Below are 15,465 nucleotides of genomic sequence, written 5' to 3'. Positions count from 1 at the left end.
AACCGGGACCGGGCGGGGCGGGAACCGGGACCGGGCGGGGCGGGGCCGGGACCGGGCGGGGCGGGCCGAGGCCGTAGCGGAGCCGGGCCGGACCGAGGCCGTAATGGTGCCGGGGGCCGTAGTGGGGCCCGGCCCGGGCCGAGTGGTGTGGGGTTCGCTGTCAGTGCGCCCCGATAGTCTCGATCGCATGGCTGCCAACACCTCCCCCGAAGCCCCCCTCCCGGTCGGTGAGGTCTCCCGGCTGATCGGGGGGTGGATCGACCGGCTCGGCGCGGTGTGGGTCGAAGGGCAGATCACGCAGCTGTCGCGGCGGCCCGGCGCCGGGGTCGTGTTCCTGACGTTGCGGGATCCGTCGCACGACATCTCGGTCAGCGTGACCTGTTACCGGCAGGTGTTCGACGCCGTCGCCGATGTGGTCGGCGAGGGCGCCCGCGTCGTCGTGCTGGCCAAGCCGGAGTGGTACGCCCCGCGCGGTCAGCTGTCCCTGCGCGCCACCGAGATCAGACCCGTCGGCGTCGGTGAACTGCTGGCCCGGCTGGAGCAGTTGAGGAAGGCGCTGGCCGCCGAGGGGCTGTTCGCGGCGGAGCGGAAGAAGCCGCTGCCGTTCCTGCCGCAGCTGATCGGCCTGGTCTGCGGCCGCGCCTCCGCGGCGGAGCGGGACGTGCTGGAGAACGCCCGGCACCGCTGGCCCGCCGTCCGCTTCGAGGTGCGCAACGTCCCGGTGCAGGGTGTGCACGCCGTGCCGCAGGTCGTGCAGGCGGTGAAGGAGCTGGACGCGCTGGAGGACGTGGACGTCATCGTCGTCGCGCGCGGCGGCGGCAGCGTGGAGGATCTGCTGCCCTTCTCCGACGAGCAGCTCGTGCGGGCCGTGGCGGAGTGCCGTACGCCCGTCGTCTCCGCCATCGGGCACGAGCCGGACACCCCGCTGCTGGACTACGTCGCGGACCTGCGCGCGTCCACCCCGACCGACGCAGCGAAGAAGGTCGTGCCGGACGTGGGCGAGGAGCTGGAGCGGGTGCGGATGCTGCGCGGCAGGACCCGGCGGTGCGTGGAGGCGTTCGTGGAGCGCGAGACGCGGGGGCTGGCCCATGCCCTGGCCCGCCCCTCGATAGAGGATCCGCACCGGATGATCGACGAGCGGGCGGACCATGTCGCCTCGCTGGCCGAGCGTTCCCGGCGCACGCTCGGCCATCTCCTGGACCGGGCGGACTCGGAGCTGACGCACACGCACGCGCGCGTGGTGGCCCTCTCCCCCGCGGCCACGCTCCGGCGCGGTTACGCGGTGCTCCAGAAGGCCGACGGGCACGTGGTGCGGGATCCGGCCGAGGTGACGGACGGCGAGACGCTGCGCGCCCGCGTGGCCGAGGGTGAATTCACAGTGAAGGCAGGCGAACAGTGAGGGCAGGCGAATGACGAACAAGGCCGAAGAGGCGCTCTCCTACGAGCAGGCCCGGGACGAGCTGATCGAGGTCGTACGGCGCCTGGAGGCGGGCGGTACGTCGCTGGAGGAGTCCCTGGGGCTGTGGGAGCGCGGCGAGGAGCTGGCCAGGGTGTGCCGGCGGTGGCTGGAGGGCGCCCGGGCCCGGCTGGACGCGGCGCTCGCCGAGGAGGTCGAGGAGGAGGACGCCGAGTAGAGAGCGGCGGCCGGGCTCCGGGGAGCTGTGAAGCGGGTCACCGCACGGCCACCTTTGTTGAAGGTTGAACTTCGTTGCCGTAGGGTCGTCCTGTCAGCCGATCCGGACCGCGGTCCGGTACGTCGGAACAGGCCCACCCAGGAAGTTCACGCATGTCTCTCGTTCTTGACCCCGCCGCCCAGGACCTGCTGTTCCGCGAGGCCCGTACCGCGAACACCTTCACCGACGAGCCGGTGACCGACGACCAGGTCCAGGCGATCTACGACCTGGTCAAGTACGGCCCCACCGCCTTCAACCAGACCCCGCTGCGCATCACCCTGGTCCGCTCCCCCGAGGCCCGCGAGCGCCTGGTGAAGCACATGGCCGAGGGCAACCAGCCCAAGACGGCCACCGCCCCGCTGGTCGCGATCCTCTCCGCGGACAACGAGTTCCACGAGGAGCTGCCGGCCCTGTTCCCGGCCTTCCCGCAGGCCAAGGACGTCTTCTTCGCCGAGCGCCCGGCCCGCGAGGGCTCCGCCGCGCTGAACGCCGCCCTTCAGGCCGCCTACTTCATCGTCGGTGTCCGCGCCGCGGGCCTCGCCGCCGGCCCGATGACCGGCTTCGACTTCGAGGGCGTCCGCAAGGAGTTCCTGGACGACGACCACACCCCGCTGATGGTCGTCAACATCGGCAAGCCGGGCGCGGACGCCTGGTACCCGCGCTCGCCGCGCCTCGCCTACGAGGACGTCATCACGACCGTCTGAGCCGGCCGGCACACCGAGCACCGCATGACGAGGGCCCCCAGCACTTAGGCACCGCCGGGGGCCCTCGTCATGCGCCGGGCAGGGGCAGGTCAGCCCGTCTTCAGCGCCGCCGCCAGCTTCGCCATCTCGTCGAAGGACGCCGTGCCCGCCACGACCGTGGTGGAGCCGTGCGTGCCGTCCAGGACGAGGGCGTCGTAGCGGCCGCCGGTGTACCGGGTCCAGGTGCGGCCGTCGATCGCCTGGGTCCGCTTCGTCGCCGAGGCGCCCTGGCTGGCGTCGGTGATGAAGTCGGCGGCCTTCTGCGTGGACTGTTCGAGCTGGACGTACTGGCCGTCCGGGGTCTGGTAGCCCAGGTGCCAGTGCTTGGTGTCGGGCTCGTACCGCACGGACGTCGCCTTCCAGGTGTCCGGCAGGCCGGCGGGAGCGGCCACCGGGTAGCCCGCGTCGCGCCGGGCGCCGATCAGCTCGACCCGGTAGGGGACCCGCGGGAGGTCGGGAGCGTGGTCGCTGTGCGGGATCGCGAGGAAGTAGACGCCCGCCGCCGCGATGCCGATCACGGCCAGGGAGAGGATCATGTCCCGGGCCGTCTTCTGCTTACCTTTGGAACCTGCCACGCCCCCTATCGTCGCAGGTGCCCCAAGCGCTCATCCGTGGGGCCCCCTGCTCATTTTGTCTGCCTAACGATAGAGTCGGGGCCAAACCCTCATCCGGCCGTCGCCGTATCAGAAAGGTGCGCTCCGATGACCGAAAATCATCACCTGCCGTCCGAGCTCGATGTTCCCTCCGAGGCTCCCGACCGCAACCTCGCCCTGGAACTCGTCCGGGTGACCGAGGCCGCCGCCATGGCGGCCGGCCGCTGGGTGGGGCGTGGCGACAAGAACGGCGCCGACGGTGCCGCGGTACGTGCCATGCGGACCCTCGTCTCGACCGTGTCGATGAACGGCGTCGTCGTCATCGGCGAGGGCGAGAAGGACGAAGCCCCGATGCTCTTCAACGGGGAGCACGTGGGCGACGGCACCGGCCCCGAGGTCGACATCGCCGTCGACCCGATCGACGGCACCACGCTGACGGCCAAGGGCATGCCGAACGCGATCGCCGTCCTGGCCGCCGCCGAGCGCGGCGCCATGTTCGACCCGTCCGCCGTGTTCTACATGGACAAGCTGGTCACCGGCCCCGAGGCCGCGGACTTCGTCGACATCAACGCGCCGGTCGCCGTGAACATCCGGCGCATCGCCAAGGCCAAGCGGTCCGCGCCGGAGGACGTCACCGTCGTCATCCTCGACCGGCCGCGGCACGAGGGCCTGATCAAGGAGGTCCGCGAGGCCGGCGCGCGCATCAAGCTGATCTCCGACGGCGACGTCGCCGGCTCGGTGTACGCGCTGCGCGAGGGCACCGGCGTCGACCTGCTGCTCGGCATCGGCGGCACGCCCGAGGGCATCATCTCGGCCTGCGCCGTGAAGTGCCTGGGCGGCACGATCCAGGGCAAGCTGTGGCCGAAGGACGACGTGGAGCGGCAGCGGGCGCTCGACGCCGGGCACGATCTGGACCGGGTGCTCACCACGGACGACCTGGTATCGGGTGAGAACGTGTTCTTCGTCGCCACCGGTATCACCGACGGCGAGCTGCTGCGCGGCGTGCGGTACCGGTCGGAGACCGCACTGACCGAGTCGATCGTGATGCGGTCCAAGTCGGGGACGGTACGCAGGATCGACTCCGAGCACCGGCTGCGCAAGCTGCGGGCGTACAGCGCGATCGACTTCGACAAGGCCAAGTAGGTCCGGGCCGGGAGCGCCTCTTCAGAGGGGGCGCGTGGAACATCGGCGACCGCGGGTCGTTCGTGGTCGCTCGCGCAGTTCCCCGCGCCCCTTCGGGTCGCTCAGCCCGCCATCCTGTTCGCCGCCGTCGCCCGCGCCGCCTTCTTCAGCTCCATCTCCCTGCGGCGGCGCCTCGCCAGGACCACACGGCGCTCCGCTGCCGTCAGGCCGCCCCAGACGCCGTAGGGCTCGGGCTGGAGGAGGGCGTGTTCGCGGCACTCGACCATCACGGGGCAGCGGGCACAGACACGCTTGGCCGCCTCCTCGCGGGACAGCCGTGCCGCGGTCGGCTCTTTCGACGGCGCGAAGAACAGGCCGGCCTCGTCGCGCCGGCACACCGCCTCGGTGTGCCAGGGGGCGTCTTGGTCCCTGTCCCGCGCCGGCCCCCGCTGGGCCGGAACGGCAGCTACCTGCAGGGACGAATGCGGCGGTTGCAGCACGGGTCTACTCCTGACGACGGCTTCGCGAGCGAGAGACGATGCAGCAAGGCCTACCCGCTGTACGCGCGCCTATGCACTGCGTTCCCAACCGCGGGCGCGCGACGGCTCGTTCACGCCCCCGGGGTTCGCCACGCGGGGGAACCCGCCCTTCGCGTCACCGGCGGATTCGCGACTGTCAACGGTCCAGGTGTTTGCGCAACTTCGCGTCGACCTTGTCCTGGACCCGCTCCAGCTTGCGGTCGACCTTGCTCTGGACCCGGTCGAGGATGTCGCCGACGCGCTTGCCGCGCTTGGGCCGCGCCTCCACGTTGCCGAGGACGGCCCAGCCGTCGACGTAGACCACCGGGGCGTCGGTGTCGACCGAGTCCAGCGTGTCCACCTCGAAGTTGCCGAGGACGCCGCCGCCGGTGCCGCGCAGCGACACGTTCTCCGGGACACGGATCTGGACGTCGCCGAAGACCGAGACCGCCTTGATCACGACCTGTTGGTACTCGAAGATCGCCTCGCTGAGGTCGATCTCCACGCTGCCGAAGACCGAGTACGCGTGCAGCCGGCGCCCGGCGCGCCAGCGGCCGCGGCGCACGGCGCTGCTGAAGACCGCGACCACGTTGGCGTCCGCGTCGTGGGGTATCGCGCCCTCGGCGGGACGGGGCGGGGCGGGCGTGTAGGCGGGGCCGGCCGACTGCTGGTGGGCGGCGGGCAGGTCCCGGATGAAGACCTCCAGCTCGCCCACCGTCTTGGCGTGCAGCACTCCCTCGACACGGTCGGCGTGCTCGTCGGCGGTCAGCCGGCCCTCGGCGAGGGCCTCGCGCAGGATGTCGGCGACCCGGTCGCGGTCGGCGTCCGAGGCGCGCAGTTCGGCGACGCTCGGTGCGGCGGCGTCGTTGTCATGGGTACGGGCGGGCTTCTGAAGGTCCACGACAGCAGGGTACCGAAACGCGATAGATCGCGACTAGGGGTGTGGACGACCCCGGGCGTGTCGAACTGAGCCTTACCTCACAGGTTCCGTGTCGGCGGCAGGTTCTACGCTGGTGAGGCCCGCCAGCGTCGGCGGGCGGCCGTCCGTCACAGTGAGGAATGGGCTGAGATGCCTGAGTTCGCGTACACCGATCTGCTCCCCCAAGGAGAGGACACCACCCCGTACCGGCTGGTGACCGCCGAGGGCGTGTCCACCGTCGAGGGACCGGACGGGCGGACGTTCCTCAAGGTGGAGCCGGAGGCGCTGCGCAGGCTGGCCGAGGAGGCCATCCACGACATCCAGCACTACCTGCGCCCGGCCCACCTGGCCCAGCTGCGCCGCATCATCGACGACCCCGAGGCCTCCGGCAACGACAAGTTCGTCGCGCTGGACCTGCTGAAGAACGCGAACATCGCGGCGGCGGGCGTGCTCCCGATGTGCCAGGACACCGGCACCGCGATCGTCATGGGCAAGCGCGGTCAGAACGTCCTCACGGAGGGCGGCGACGAGGCAGCCCTGTCCCGCGGCATCTACGACGCCTACACCAAGCTCAACCTGCGCTACTCGCAGATGGCCCCGCTCACCATGTGGGACGAGAAGAACACCGGCTCCAACCTCCCCGCCCAGATCGAGCTGTACGCGACCGACGGCGGCGCCTACAAGTTCCTGATCATGGCGAAGGGCGGCGGCTCCGCGAACAAGTCGTTCCTCTACCAGGAGACGAAGGCCGTCCTCAACGAGGCCTCCATGATGAAGTTCCTGGAGGAGAAGATCCGTTCGCTGGGCACGGCCGCCTGCCCGCCGTACCACCTGGCGATCGTCGTCGGCGGCACGAGCGCCGAGTACGCGCTGAAGACCGCGAAGTACGCCTCCGCGCACTACCTGGACGAGATCCCGGCGGAGGGCTCCGAGCTGGGCCACGGCTTCCGGGACAAGGACCTGGAGCAGAAGGTCTTCGAGCTGACACAGAAGATCGGCATCGGCGCGCAGTTCGGCGGCAAGTACTTCTGCCACGACGTCCGCGTCGTCCGCCTCCCCCGCCACGGCGCGTCCTGCCCGGTCGCCATCGCGGTCTCCTGCTCGGCCGACCGCCAGGCCGTCGCGAAGATCACCGCCGAGGGCGTCTTCCTGGAGCAGCTGGAGACCGACCCGGCGCGCTTCCTGCCGGAGACGACCGACGAGCACCTCGCCGAGTCCTCCGACGTCGTGCGGATCGACCTCAACCAGCCGATGGACACGATCCTCGCCGAGCTGACCAAGTACCCGGTCAAGACCCGGCTCTCGCTGACCGGCCCGCTGGTCGTGGCCCGCGACATCGCGCACGCCAAGATCAAGGAGCGGCTGGACGCGGGCGAGGACATGCCGCAGTACCTGAAGGACCACCCGGTGTACTACGCCGGCCCGGCCAAGACCCCCGAGGGATACGCCTCCGGCTCCTTCGGTCCGACGACGGCCGGCCGGATGGACTCCTACGTGGAGCAGTTCCAGGCCGCCGGCGGCTCCAAGGTGATGCTCGCGAAGGGCAACAGGTCGAAGCAGGTCACCGACGCGTGCGACGCGCACGGCGGCTTCTACCTCGGCTCCATCGGCGGCCCGGCCGCCCGCCTCGCCCAGGACTGCATCAAGAAGGTCGAGGTCCTGGAGTACGAGGAGCTGGGCATGGAGGCCGTCTGGAAGATCGAGGTCGAGGACTTCCCGGCGTTCATCGTGGTGGACGACAAGGGCAACGACTTCTTCCAGGACCCGGCCCCGCAGCCGACGTTCACGTCGATCCCGGTGCGGGGTCCGGGCCTCGCCTGACCCCCGCCCCCACGGCAGCGCGGGAGCCCTCGGCCGTCGTCGGCCGGGGGCTCCCGTGTGTCCGGGCCCCGGGCCCGGATCGGAAGCGCTTCGGAAGCGCGGAAACCGGCCGAAGTCCGGCAGGGGTCGGGCAAGGTAGCTCCGTTCGTACCGCACGAGACGAGCGAGACCCGGCCGGTCTGCCGGGAGCTGCGAGGACCCATGAACCACACCTACAAGCCACTGGGCTTGTTACCCGCCGCCGGGCAGGAACGGACGTACGCGCTGATCATCGCCGGCGTCCCGCTGCTGCTGATACTCCTGACCGCCGTCCTGCCCCGGCTGGCCTCGGACGGCGGCGGATCCGCGTCCGGCGCCGTGACCGGCAACGGCGGCTACTCCTACCAGCCCACCGTCCCGGATCCGGCGACGCCGGACACCTCCACCGCCTCCGCCACCTCCACCACCTACGGCGCGGAGAGCACGGGCGGCACGGACGCCACGTCCCTCTCCCCGAGCCCGGCCGGCACGCAGAGCCCGACCGGCACGGACAGCACCACCCCCGGTACCGACGGCGCGGCCGATCCCGGCGCGACGGTGCAGCGGTACTTCGACGCCATCAACAGCCATGACTTCAAGACCGCCTGGGACCTCGGCGGCAAGAACCTCGACTCGTCCTACTCCTCCTTCGTGGCGGGCTTCGCCGGCACCGAACAGGACACCGTCGGCGTCGTGTCCGTCCAGGGCACGACCGTCTCCGTGAGTCTGCTCGCGCAGCAGACCGACGGCACACAGAAGTCGTACAGCGGTCAGTACACGGTGGTGGACGGGGTCATCACCCACGCCTCGATCACCCCGGCCGACTGAGCAGAGCGGAGCTGTGAAGACATGGCCAGTGACATCCTTTCCGTCCCCGCTCCGCCGCCGGAACCGGTGGACCCGGTCCCGGGCCGGACGTCCCCGGACGCCACGAGCGACGCCACCCGGCTGCTGTGCGCCGGCACCTATCTCGACCCCGGGTACCGGTCCGAGGTCATCCGAGTCCTGACCCACCCGTTCCGGGTCGTGGCACCGTCGTACGGGTACGACGCGGTCCCCGTCCTCGCCCACGCGCTGGCGGCACGCCGGCTGCACCGTCTGCGGCTCGCTGTCCTCGGCGCGGGCCTCGCCGGCACGCTCGTCCTCATGACCGCCGGTGTGCTGTCCGGGTTCGTCGCGCTGCTGACGATGCTGTGGCTGGTCTGGGTCACCGCGTATCTGCGGCGGGTCGTCACGCTGCAGACGCTCACGAACCGGCTGCGCGCCGGCACCGGTCCGGCGGGCGCGACGGGCGGGTTCGACGGCTCCTACCCCGATCACCCCCTGCTGACGGCCCGGACGGTGGAGAAGATCAACCGCGAGCAGACGGCGGACGGCCGTCTGATCCGCTACGGCGGCTACAAGCCGTTCGTCGGCGCCGGTGGCCAGGTACGCCGGTGGTCCACGGCCGAGCTGCTGATCGGCGCGCCGGTCGGCGTGGTCGACCAGGACCGCGGCGGCGCGGGCGCGCCCACGGCCTCGGGGGCCCAGGAATCCCGGCGCAAGGAGGTCGTCCCCTTCAGCGCCGAGGAGATCACCGGCTACGTCGCCGGGCGTATGAACGCGGAACTGCGCGACCGGGCACGCCGGTCGGAGCGGATCGACGGGCTCGCCGTCGAGCAGTCCGCGTTCACCCGGGCCGTCACGACGGTCCGTCCCGGCGGGCGCGAGCCGGACCGGGAGCACCGCGGCGCCGGCTGGGCTGAGGGCTACGACGCGCAGCGTGTGTATCTGTGCGTCCGGGTCGGCTCGTGGAACCAGGAACTGGTCACCACGGCGTTCGTGGGCTTCGACCTCAAGGGCAACACCCTGCACACCGAGTTCTACTCGTACGTGCTGGCGCCGATCCAGAAGAGCTTCCACCTGGTCGACCGGCTCCCGGCCGGCCTGACCGGCCGGCTGCTGCTCAGGGTCGCGGGGGACACCCTGCTGGCCACGCCCGGGGCGCTCGTACGGGCCCTGTTCTCCTGGGTACCGGCCCTGCCCGGGCGGGGGAACGAGATCCGGGTGCGGACGAACGACCCCAGTGAGTTCCGCCTCGGCCGCTACGCCCTCCCCGCGCGGAACACCGGCGCGCTCACCAGCGTCCGCGAGCTGGCGACCAGCGCCGGCTTCCACGTCTTCTTCCAGGAGACGGACACGATCAAGTACACGCAGATCGTGGAGCGCCAACTGCTCCAGTTCGTCCGTGACTTCCTGCAGGCGCACAACGTCGACCTGGCGGAGCACGAGGCCCGCCAGACGAACATCCTCAACGACTACCGGCACCACAACAACCACGTCGAGAACAACCACGGCAACGTCAACTCGGGGACGCAGAACGTGCATCACGGCTCCGACGGCGGCCAGGGGGCGGGAACCTCATGACCGGCAACGACTTCGGTCTCGGCAACGACTTCGGCCACAACAACAACTTCGTGAACGACAACAGCGGCACCGTCAACTCGGGGACACAGAACTTCTACGACGGCGGCGCCCCGGCGGGCAGCCGGCCTGCGGTCCCCCGGCCGTCGGCTCCCCGGCCGTCGGCCCCCCGGCCGGCGGATTCCGGCCAGGGCGGTTCCGGATCCGCCCCGGACCGCGGCCGCAGCGTCTTCGTCGTCCACGGGCGGGACGAGGAGGCGCGGTTGAAGATCTTCGACCTGCTGCGTCTGCTCGATCTGCGCCCGCTGGAGTGGGAGGACCTGGTCAGAGCCACGGGCAGGACGGCGCCGTTCCTGGGCGAGGTCATCGCGCAGGCCCCCGCGCAGGCCCAGGCGGCACTGGTGCTGCTCACCCCGGACGACATCGTGCGGCTGCACCCGGACCTCAGGGGCCCGAACGAGCCGCCGCACGAGAGCGAGCCGACCGGTCAGCCCCGGCCGAACGTGCTGATCGAGCTGGGCATGGTGCTGATGGCCTACCCGGAGCGCACGCTGATGGTGGAGATCGGCGCGTTGCGCGCGATCTCCGACATCGGGGGGATGAACGTCATCCGGTTCGACGGCTCGGCGACCGCGCTGGGCAAGATCGTCGAACGGCTGAAGCTGGCGGGCTGCAAGGTCAACGACACCGGCTCGGACTGGCGCCAGACCTGGCCGTACCGACATCTGTCGGCGTACCACCGCACCGGGCGGGAGGTGCCGCCGGCCCGTTGAGCCGCGGTACGGGCCCGTTTCCGGGGGAGGGGCCCGTACCGCACCGGCACGGGGGGCGGGCGGGTGCCCGGGGTCAGACGTGCCGCCGGGCGCCCGCCGCCAGCGTGGCCAGGAACGCGCCGGTCTCCGGCAGGTCGATCCGCCCCAGCTCTCCGGGGCGGACCAGCACGCGCAGTTCGCGGCAGACCGTCCGCTCCCACGAGTGGGCGACGAACGACAGCAGGATCAGCCGCAGCAGACTGTCCTCGTCGAGGTCGTGCAGCCGGGCGAGCCCCGCCCCGGTCAGCGGCATGGTGACGCGTTCGAGCTGGGCGTGCCGGTGGACGGCGTCCCACAGCCGGTCCAGGCCGAACCACAGGTCGTGCACGCTGGAGGCGGCCACGCAGTCGTTGCCCATCCGGCTGTAGGCGACGGCGAAGACCAGCTGCGGCCGGCTGCCGAGGGTGGCGACGGTCCCGATCGGATACCGCGCCCGTTTGCCCCGCGGCTTGTCCCGCGCGCTCTCCCGCGTCACCGGAGCCACCCCGGCCAGTGCGGCGGCCAGTTCGGCGTCCAGCCGCGCGGCGTCGCCGCCGTAGCGGCGGTCGAGCAACTGCCCTTGCACACTGGTGCCGTTGATGACGACGCCGTCGTCCACGAGGGTGTCGAAGGTGTCGGTGAAGCCCACCACCAGATGGCCCGGCTGCGCGAAGAGGTCGCCCTCCTCGACGACCACGGTCATCCCGGGGCGTCCGAACTCCTGCCGCACCGCGGCCTGGGGGCGCGCGCGGGCGAGCCCCCAGGCCAGGCACAGGGCGACGGACGCGGCCAGCACGAGTCCGGGGCGGGCCACGGCGCGGGGGAAGAGCTGCCCGACGAACTGCACGACGGCCGACACGGCACCGAAGGCCGCGAGCACACTGCCCGCGAACATCCGCCGCCCGCGCCGCGACCACCTCGGAAGCCGTATCCGCAAACCGGACAATCGCATGTTTCCCTCCAGAACCCCTTGGTACGCTGACGCACAGTCACGCGGCAGAGGGGGCGAGGCGCGTGCAGATCCGCACATCGTGCGTACGGGTGAGCGTGCTCGGCCCCGTGCGGCTGGATGTGAACGGCACTCCGGTACGGCTCACCCCACTGACGGCCCGTCTGCTGGTGCGGCTGATCGCCGCCGACGGCGAGGCCGTGACCGCGCGGCAGCTCTACCGGGACGTGTGGCAGCAGACCGTCGAACTGCCGCACCAGGAGCTGCGCAACCGCAACGAGGTGCAGAAGCGGATCCTGGAGCTGCGGCGCGCCTTCGACCTCGCCGGGCCGGGACACGGCGCCCGGATCATCCGCACGGGGCAGTTGCCGTCCGGACGCGGTATCCAGAGCACCTACCAACTCGACCTCGCAGAGGAGGAGTTGGACAGCACGGAGTTCACCTGTCTGGTGGGCGACGCGCTGCGCGCGGCACCGGCCTCGGCCGTCCGGCTGCTCGCGGAGGCGCTGCGGCTGTGGCGCGGCCGGCCGCTGACCGAGGTGCACGACGAGGAGTTCGCGAGCGCCCCGGTGCGCCGGCTGGCCCGGCTCCGCCAGACCGCGCTGCGCGAACTGGTCGACGGACACATCGCGCTGGGCCGCCACGACCTGGCCCTGCCGGTGGCCGAACAGACGGTCCGGGAGCGGCCGGACGACGTCGAGGCCGCGGCCGTCCTCACCCGGCTGAACGCCCGGCTGCGCGAGCGGCACGGCGGCGAACTGCTGCGTCACACCCTGCGCGGGCTGCGCGTGGACGTCGTCGTGGTGCGCGGCGACCTGTTCGACCAGGAGGACGCCAACCTGGTCGTGGGGTTCTCCGACACGTTCGACACCTTCCCCGACGACGTCGTGATCAGCCGGGAGAGCGTGCAGGGCCAGCTGGTCGACCGCCTCTTCGGGGGCCGGCACAAGCTCCTCGACGTCCACCTGCGGCGCGGTCTGGGCCGGTTCACCCCGCTGGGCACGGAGAGCGTCCGGACGAAGCGGCGCGGCCGGCGCGTGCGCTATCCCGTCGGTACGGTCGTGGCGGTGCCGGCCGGCCGGCGCCGGGTGTTCGCGCTGGCCTACTCCCGCCTGGGCAACGACCTGCGGGCCCGGTCCGGCCCGGCGGACCTGCGGCTGAGCCTGGAGCGGCTGTGGCCGTCGGTCGCGCTGCACGGGCTGTTCAAACCGGTGGCGATACCGCTGATCGGCACGGGTCTGTCCCGCATCGTCGAACTCGACCGGACCCAGCTCGTGCTCCTGATCGTCGAGACCTTCACCCAGAGCCTGCGCCAGGACCCGGCCGTCTCCCCCGAGCTGCGCGTGGTCATACGCGCCGACGACCTGGAGCGGACCGACCTGTCGGCGGTCGAGGCGTTCCTGCGCGGCGTGGACGAGCGGGGGCCGGCCGCCCCGCCCGCCACGGTGCCGTGACCTGGTCATTTCCATTCCCCCAGCACATCCCCGCCCCCGCTGCCGGCGATACCCGTCCCCCGCTTCCGGACCGCTTCCGGTCCGCCCGCCCACCGAGCGGGCCGGCACCCGCACGGCCCAGCCCCCGGAACAACCCCACGCCCCGGATCGCTGTACCGGGCATGAGCGACTACCGCATCGAGCACGACTCCATGGGCGAGGTCCGCGTCCCCGCCACCGCCAAGTGGCGCGCCCAGACCCAGCGTGCCGTCGAGAACTTCCCCGTGTCGGGCCAGCGCCTCGAGCGTGCCCACATCGAGGCCCTCGCCCGGATCAAGGGAGCCGCCGCAAAGGTGAACGCGCGGCTCGGCGTACTCGACAAGGACATCGCCGAGGCCATCCAGGAGGCGGCGGCCGAAGTCGCCCGCGGGGACTGGGACGAGCACTTCCCCGTCGATGTGTTCCAGACCGGGTCCGGGACCTCGTCCAACATGAACGCCAACGAGGTCCTCGCCACCCTCGCGAGCGAGCGGCTGGGCCGGGACGTGCACCCCAACGACCACGTCAACGCTTCGCAGTCGTCCAACGACGTGTTCCCGTCCTCGATCCACATCGCCGCCACCGCCGCCGTCACCCACGACCTGATCCCGGCCCTCACCCATCTCGCCGACGCCCTCACCCGCAAGTCCGGGGAGTTCGCCGATGTCGTGAAGTCCGGCCGGACCCACCTCATGGACGCGACGCCCGTGACCCTGGGGCAGGAGTTCGGCGGGTACGCGGCCCAGATCCGCTACGGCGTCGAGCGGCTGACCGCCTCCCTGCCCCGACTGGCCGAGCTGCCGCTCGGCGGCACGGCAGTCGGGACCGGGATCAACACCCCGCCCGGGTTCTCCGCCGCCGTCATCGAGGAGGTCGCCCGCGCCACCGGGCTGCCGCTCACCGAGGCCCGTGACCACTTCGAGGCACAGGGGGCCCGGGACGGCGTCGTGGAGGCCAGCGGGCAGCTGCGGACCATCGCCGTCGGGCTCACGAAGATCGCCAACGACCTGCGGTGGATGTCCTCCGGGCCGCGCACCGGGCTCGCCGAGATCCGGCTCCCGGACCTGCAGCCCGGCTCGTCCATCATGCCGGGCAAGGTCAACCCGGTCGTGCCCGAGGCCGTGCTGATGGTCGCCGCCCAGGTCATCGGGAACGACGCCACGATCACCACCGCCGGTGCGGCCGGGAACTTCGAGCTGAACGTGATGCTCCCGGTCATCGCCAAGAACGTGCTGGAGTCCGTGCGGCTGCTCGCCAACGTCTCCCGGCTGCTCGCCGACCGGACCGTCGACGGCATCACCGCCGACCGGGAGCGGGCCCGTGAGTACGCCGAGTCGTCCCCGTCCGTGGTCACCCCGCTCAACAAGTACATCGGGTACGAGGAGGCCGCGAAGGTCGCCAAGAAGTCCCTCGCCGAGCGGAAGACCATCCGGCAGGTGGTGCTGGAGGGCGGGTACGTCGAGCGCGGCGATCTGACGGCGGAGCAGCTCGACGAGGCGCTGGATGTCCTCCGGATGACGCGCCCGTAACCGCGGGCGAACCTTTCCGGCCACCGGCGGGGATCCGTGATGTGCGCCGCAGCGTCGGATGCCCGCGGCACCTAATATCTGTGCATGACGGACGTTGGAGCGATGACGAGAACGGCGGCGGGGCCCGCGGACCGCTGGACCCCGGGGACCCCGATCCTGTGGCGCTACCGGCAGAACGCCGGCGAGCACGTCCACATCGCACGGCCCGTCACCGTCGTACGCGACGACGCGGATCTGCTCGCCGTGTGGCTGGCCCCGGGCACCGAGTGCGTGAGGCCGGTGCTGGCCGACGGCACGCCGGTGCACCAGGAGCCGCTCCGGTCCCGCTACACCAAACCGCGCACGGTGCAGCGGGACCGCTGGTTCGGCACCGGTGTGCTGAAACTGGCCCAGCCGGGCCGGCCCTGGTCGGTGTGGCTGTTCTGGGAGCCGGGCTGGCGGTTCAAGAACTGGTACGTCAATCTTGAGCAGCCACTGGTCCGTTGGGAGGGCGGCGTGGACTCCGAGGACTACTTCCTGGACATCTCCGTACACCCGGACCGCAGCTGGCACTGGCGCGACGAGGACGAGTTCGCGCAGGCCCAGCGGGACGGGCTGATGGACGCCCGGACCGCGGAGAAGGTGCGGGTGGCGGGGCAGGAGGCGATCGAGGTGATCGGCTCCTGGGGACCTCCGTTCGCGGACGGCTGGCAGCACTGGCGCCCGGATCCGTCCTGGGCGGTACCGTCTCTCCCCGAGGACTGGGACCGTACGCCCGCGCATGTGTCCTCATGAGACCCTTGATGCGCCCCCGGGCACGAAACGTAGGATCGTCCTCCGCAAGGGCGCATGTGAGCAACAACTGTCGGAGCATGCGCCGGGCTTGACCGATCGTCACCGAGGGGGGGCAGGACGTGAGCGAGGGGCACCAGGGC

15 protein-coding genes are annotated in these 15,465 nt (G+C 71.6%); 11 read left to right on the top strand and 4 right to left on the bottom strand.

The genetic code is table 11. From position 1 onward, the window contains the following. Positions 1 to 187 precede the first annotated feature (187 nt). The 3 genes from xseA (at position 188) to BIV23_RS15185 (ending at position 2,377) form a co-directional block, all read left to right on the top strand. Positions 188 to 1,399, top strand: a complete 1,212-nt coding sequence (xseA, locus tag BIV23_RS15195) for an exodeoxyribonuclease VII large subunit (protein ID WP_071381347.1) — start codon at positions 188 to 190, stop codon at positions 1,397 to 1,399. A 10-nt stretch (positions 1,400 to 1,409) separates the two neighbouring features. Further along, positions 1,410 to 1,634, top strand: coding sequence for an exodeoxyribonuclease VII small subunit (locus BIV23_RS15190; RefSeq protein WP_071381346.1), 225 nt, complete (start codon positions 1,410 to 1,412; stop codon positions 1,632 to 1,634). Positions 1,635 to 1,786: 152 nt separating this feature from the next. After that, complete coding sequence (locus BIV23_RS15185; RefSeq protein ID WP_071381345.1) at positions 1,787 to 2,377, top strand: malonic semialdehyde reductase; 591 nt, start codon at positions 1,787 to 1,789, stop codon at positions 2,375 to 2,377. 89 nt (positions 2,378 to 2,466) lie between these two features. Here the strand turns inward: BIV23_RS15185 and BIV23_RS15180 are convergent, their stop codons facing one another. Continuing rightward, a complete protein-coding gene (locus BIV23_RS15180; RefSeq protein WP_079173165.1) occupies positions 2,467 to 2,991 on the bottom strand; it encodes a DUF4245 domain-containing protein in 525 nt (174 codons plus the stop codon). A 126-nt stretch (positions 2,992 to 3,117) separates the two neighbouring features. Between BIV23_RS15180 and glpX the strand changes: the two genes are divergently transcribed. After that, a complete protein-coding gene (glpX, locus tag BIV23_RS15175) occupies positions 3,118 to 4,152 on the top strand; it encodes a class II fructose-bisphosphatase (protein ID WP_071381343.1) in 1,035 nt (344 codons plus the stop codon). Positions 4,153 to 4,253: 101 nt separating this feature from the next. On the opposite strand, the gene BIV23_RS15170 is transcribed toward glpX, so the two are convergent. Together BIV23_RS15170 and BIV23_RS15165 are read right to left on the bottom strand one after the other, a co-directional pair. Then, on the bottom strand, positions 4,254 to 4,631 hold the full coding sequence (locus BIV23_RS15170) for a WhiB family transcriptional regulator (RefSeq protein WP_071373015.1): 378 nt from the start codon (positions 4,629 to 4,631) through the stop codon (positions 4,254 to 4,256). Positions 4,632 to 4,806: 175 nt separating this feature from the next. Beyond that, on the bottom strand, positions 4,807 to 5,550 hold the full coding sequence (locus BIV23_RS15165; RefSeq protein WP_071381342.1) for a DUF1707 SHOCT-like domain-containing protein: 744 nt from the start codon (positions 5,548 to 5,550) through the stop codon (positions 4,807 to 4,809). Between the two features lie 168 nt (positions 5,551 to 5,718). On the opposite strand from BIV23_RS15165, the gene BIV23_RS15160 reads away from it, so the two are divergent. The 4 genes from BIV23_RS15160 to BIV23_RS15145 all read left to right on the top strand — a co-directional run bounded on the left by BIV23_RS15160 (position 5,719) and on the right by BIV23_RS15145 (position 10,583). Then, a complete protein-coding gene (locus BIV23_RS15160; protein WP_071381341.1) occupies positions 5,719 to 7,389 on the top strand; it encodes a fumarate hydratase in 1,671 nt (556 codons plus the stop codon). 201 nt (positions 7,390 to 7,590) lie between these two features. Then, entirely contained in the window at positions 7,591 to 8,235 is a 645-nt protein-coding gene (locus BIV23_RS15155; RefSeq protein ID WP_071381340.1) for a hypothetical protein, read from the top strand. A gap of 21 nt (positions 8,236 to 8,256) precedes the next feature. Then, on the top strand, positions 8,257 to 9,813 hold the full coding sequence (locus BIV23_RS15150; RefSeq protein ID WP_071381339.1) for a hypothetical protein: 1,557 nt from the start codon (positions 8,257 to 8,259) through the stop codon (positions 9,811 to 9,813). Continuing rightward, complete coding sequence (locus BIV23_RS15145) at positions 9,810 to 10,583, top strand: TIR domain-containing protein (RefSeq protein ID WP_071381338.1); 774 nt, start codon at positions 9,810 to 9,812, stop codon at positions 10,581 to 10,583. The genes BIV23_RS15150 and BIV23_RS15145 overlap by 4 nt, the downstream gene beginning before the upstream one ends. Positions 10,584 to 10,656: 73 nt before the next feature. Here BIV23_RS15145 and BIV23_RS15140 read toward each other — a convergent pair whose 3' ends face one another. Then, positions 10,657 to 11,496 carry a macro domain-containing protein gene (locus BIV23_RS15140; RefSeq protein ID WP_071381337.1) on the bottom strand — a complete coding sequence of 280 codons (840 nt, stop codon included), beginning with the start codon at positions 11,494 to 11,496 and terminating at the stop codon, positions 10,657 to 10,659. Positions 11,497 to 11,615: 119 nt separating this feature from the next. Between BIV23_RS15140 and BIV23_RS15135 the strand changes: the two genes are divergently transcribed. The 3 genes from BIV23_RS15135 (at position 11,616) to fomD (ending at position 15,325) form a co-directional block, all read left to right on the top strand. After that, positions 11,616 to 13,004, top strand: coding sequence for an AfsR/SARP family transcriptional regulator (locus BIV23_RS15135; RefSeq protein ID WP_245790526.1), 1,389 nt, complete (start codon positions 11,616 to 11,618; stop codon positions 13,002 to 13,004). A 161-nt stretch (positions 13,005 to 13,165) separates the two neighbouring features. Beyond that, complete coding sequence (locus BIV23_RS15130) at positions 13,166 to 14,551, top strand: class II fumarate hydratase (protein ID WP_071381336.1); 1,386 nt, start codon at positions 13,166 to 13,168, stop codon at positions 14,549 to 14,551. An 84-nt stretch (positions 14,552 to 14,635) separates the two neighbouring features. Continuing rightward, a complete protein-coding gene (gene fomD / locus BIV23_RS15125; RefSeq protein WP_079173164.1) occupies positions 14,636 to 15,325 on the top strand; it encodes a cytidylyl-2-hydroxypropylphosphonate hydrolase in 690 nt (229 codons plus the stop codon). Positions 15,326 to 15,465: the final 140 nt, after the last annotated feature.

Source organism: Streptomyces monashensis, assembly GCF_001866665.1.
In the GTDB taxonomy this organism is placed as follows: Bacteria; Actinomycetota; Actinomycetes; order Streptomycetales; family Streptomycetaceae; genus Streptomyces; species Streptomyces monashensis.
Note: the sequence above shows the minus strand (reverse complement) of the source record. Positions and strands in the feature narration are given on the sequence as shown.

Bases quoted from the DNA above. Each gene is read 5' to 3' on its own strand.
- BIV23_RS15145 (WP_071381338.1), top strand. From the start codon at position 9,810: ATGACCGGCAACGACTTCGGTCTCGGCAACGACTTCGGCCACAACAAC.
- BIV23_RS15130 (WP_071381336.1), top strand. From the start codon at position 13,166: ATGAGCGACTACCGCATCGAGCACGACTCCATGGGCGAGGTCCGCGTC.
- glpX (WP_071381343.1), top strand. From the start codon at position 3,118: ATGACCGAAAATCATCACCTGCCGTCCGAGCTCGATGTTCCCTCCGAG.
- fomD (WP_079173164.1), top strand. From the start codon at position 14,636: ATGACGGACGTTGGAGCGATGACGAGAACGGCGGCGGGGCCCGCGGAC.
- BIV23_RS15190 (WP_071381346.1), top strand. From the start codon at position 1,410: ATGACGAACAAGGCCGAAGAGGCGCTCTCCTACGAGCAGGCCCGGGAC.
- BIV23_RS15150 (WP_071381339.1), top strand. From the start codon at position 8,257: ATGGCCAGTGACATCCTTTCCGTCCCCGCTCCGCCGCCGGAACCGGTG.
- BIV23_RS15185 (WP_071381345.1), top strand. From the start codon at position 1,787: ATGTCTCTCGTTCTTGACCCCGCCGCCCAGGACCTGCTGTTCCGCGAG.
- BIV23_RS15155 (WP_071381340.1), top strand. From the start codon at position 7,591: ATGAACCACACCTACAAGCCACTGGGCTTGTTACCCGCCGCCGGGCAG.
- xseA (WP_071381347.1), top strand. From the start codon at position 188: ATGGCTGCCAACACCTCCCCCGAAGCCCCCCTCCCGGTCGGTGAGGTC.
- BIV23_RS15140 (WP_071381337.1), bottom strand. From the start codon at position 11,496: ATGTTCGCGGGCAGTGTGCTCGCGGCCTTCGGTGCCGTGTCGGCCGTC.
- BIV23_RS15160 (WP_071381341.1), top strand. From the start codon at position 5,719: ATGCCTGAGTTCGCGTACACCGATCTGCTCCCCCAAGGAGAGGACACC.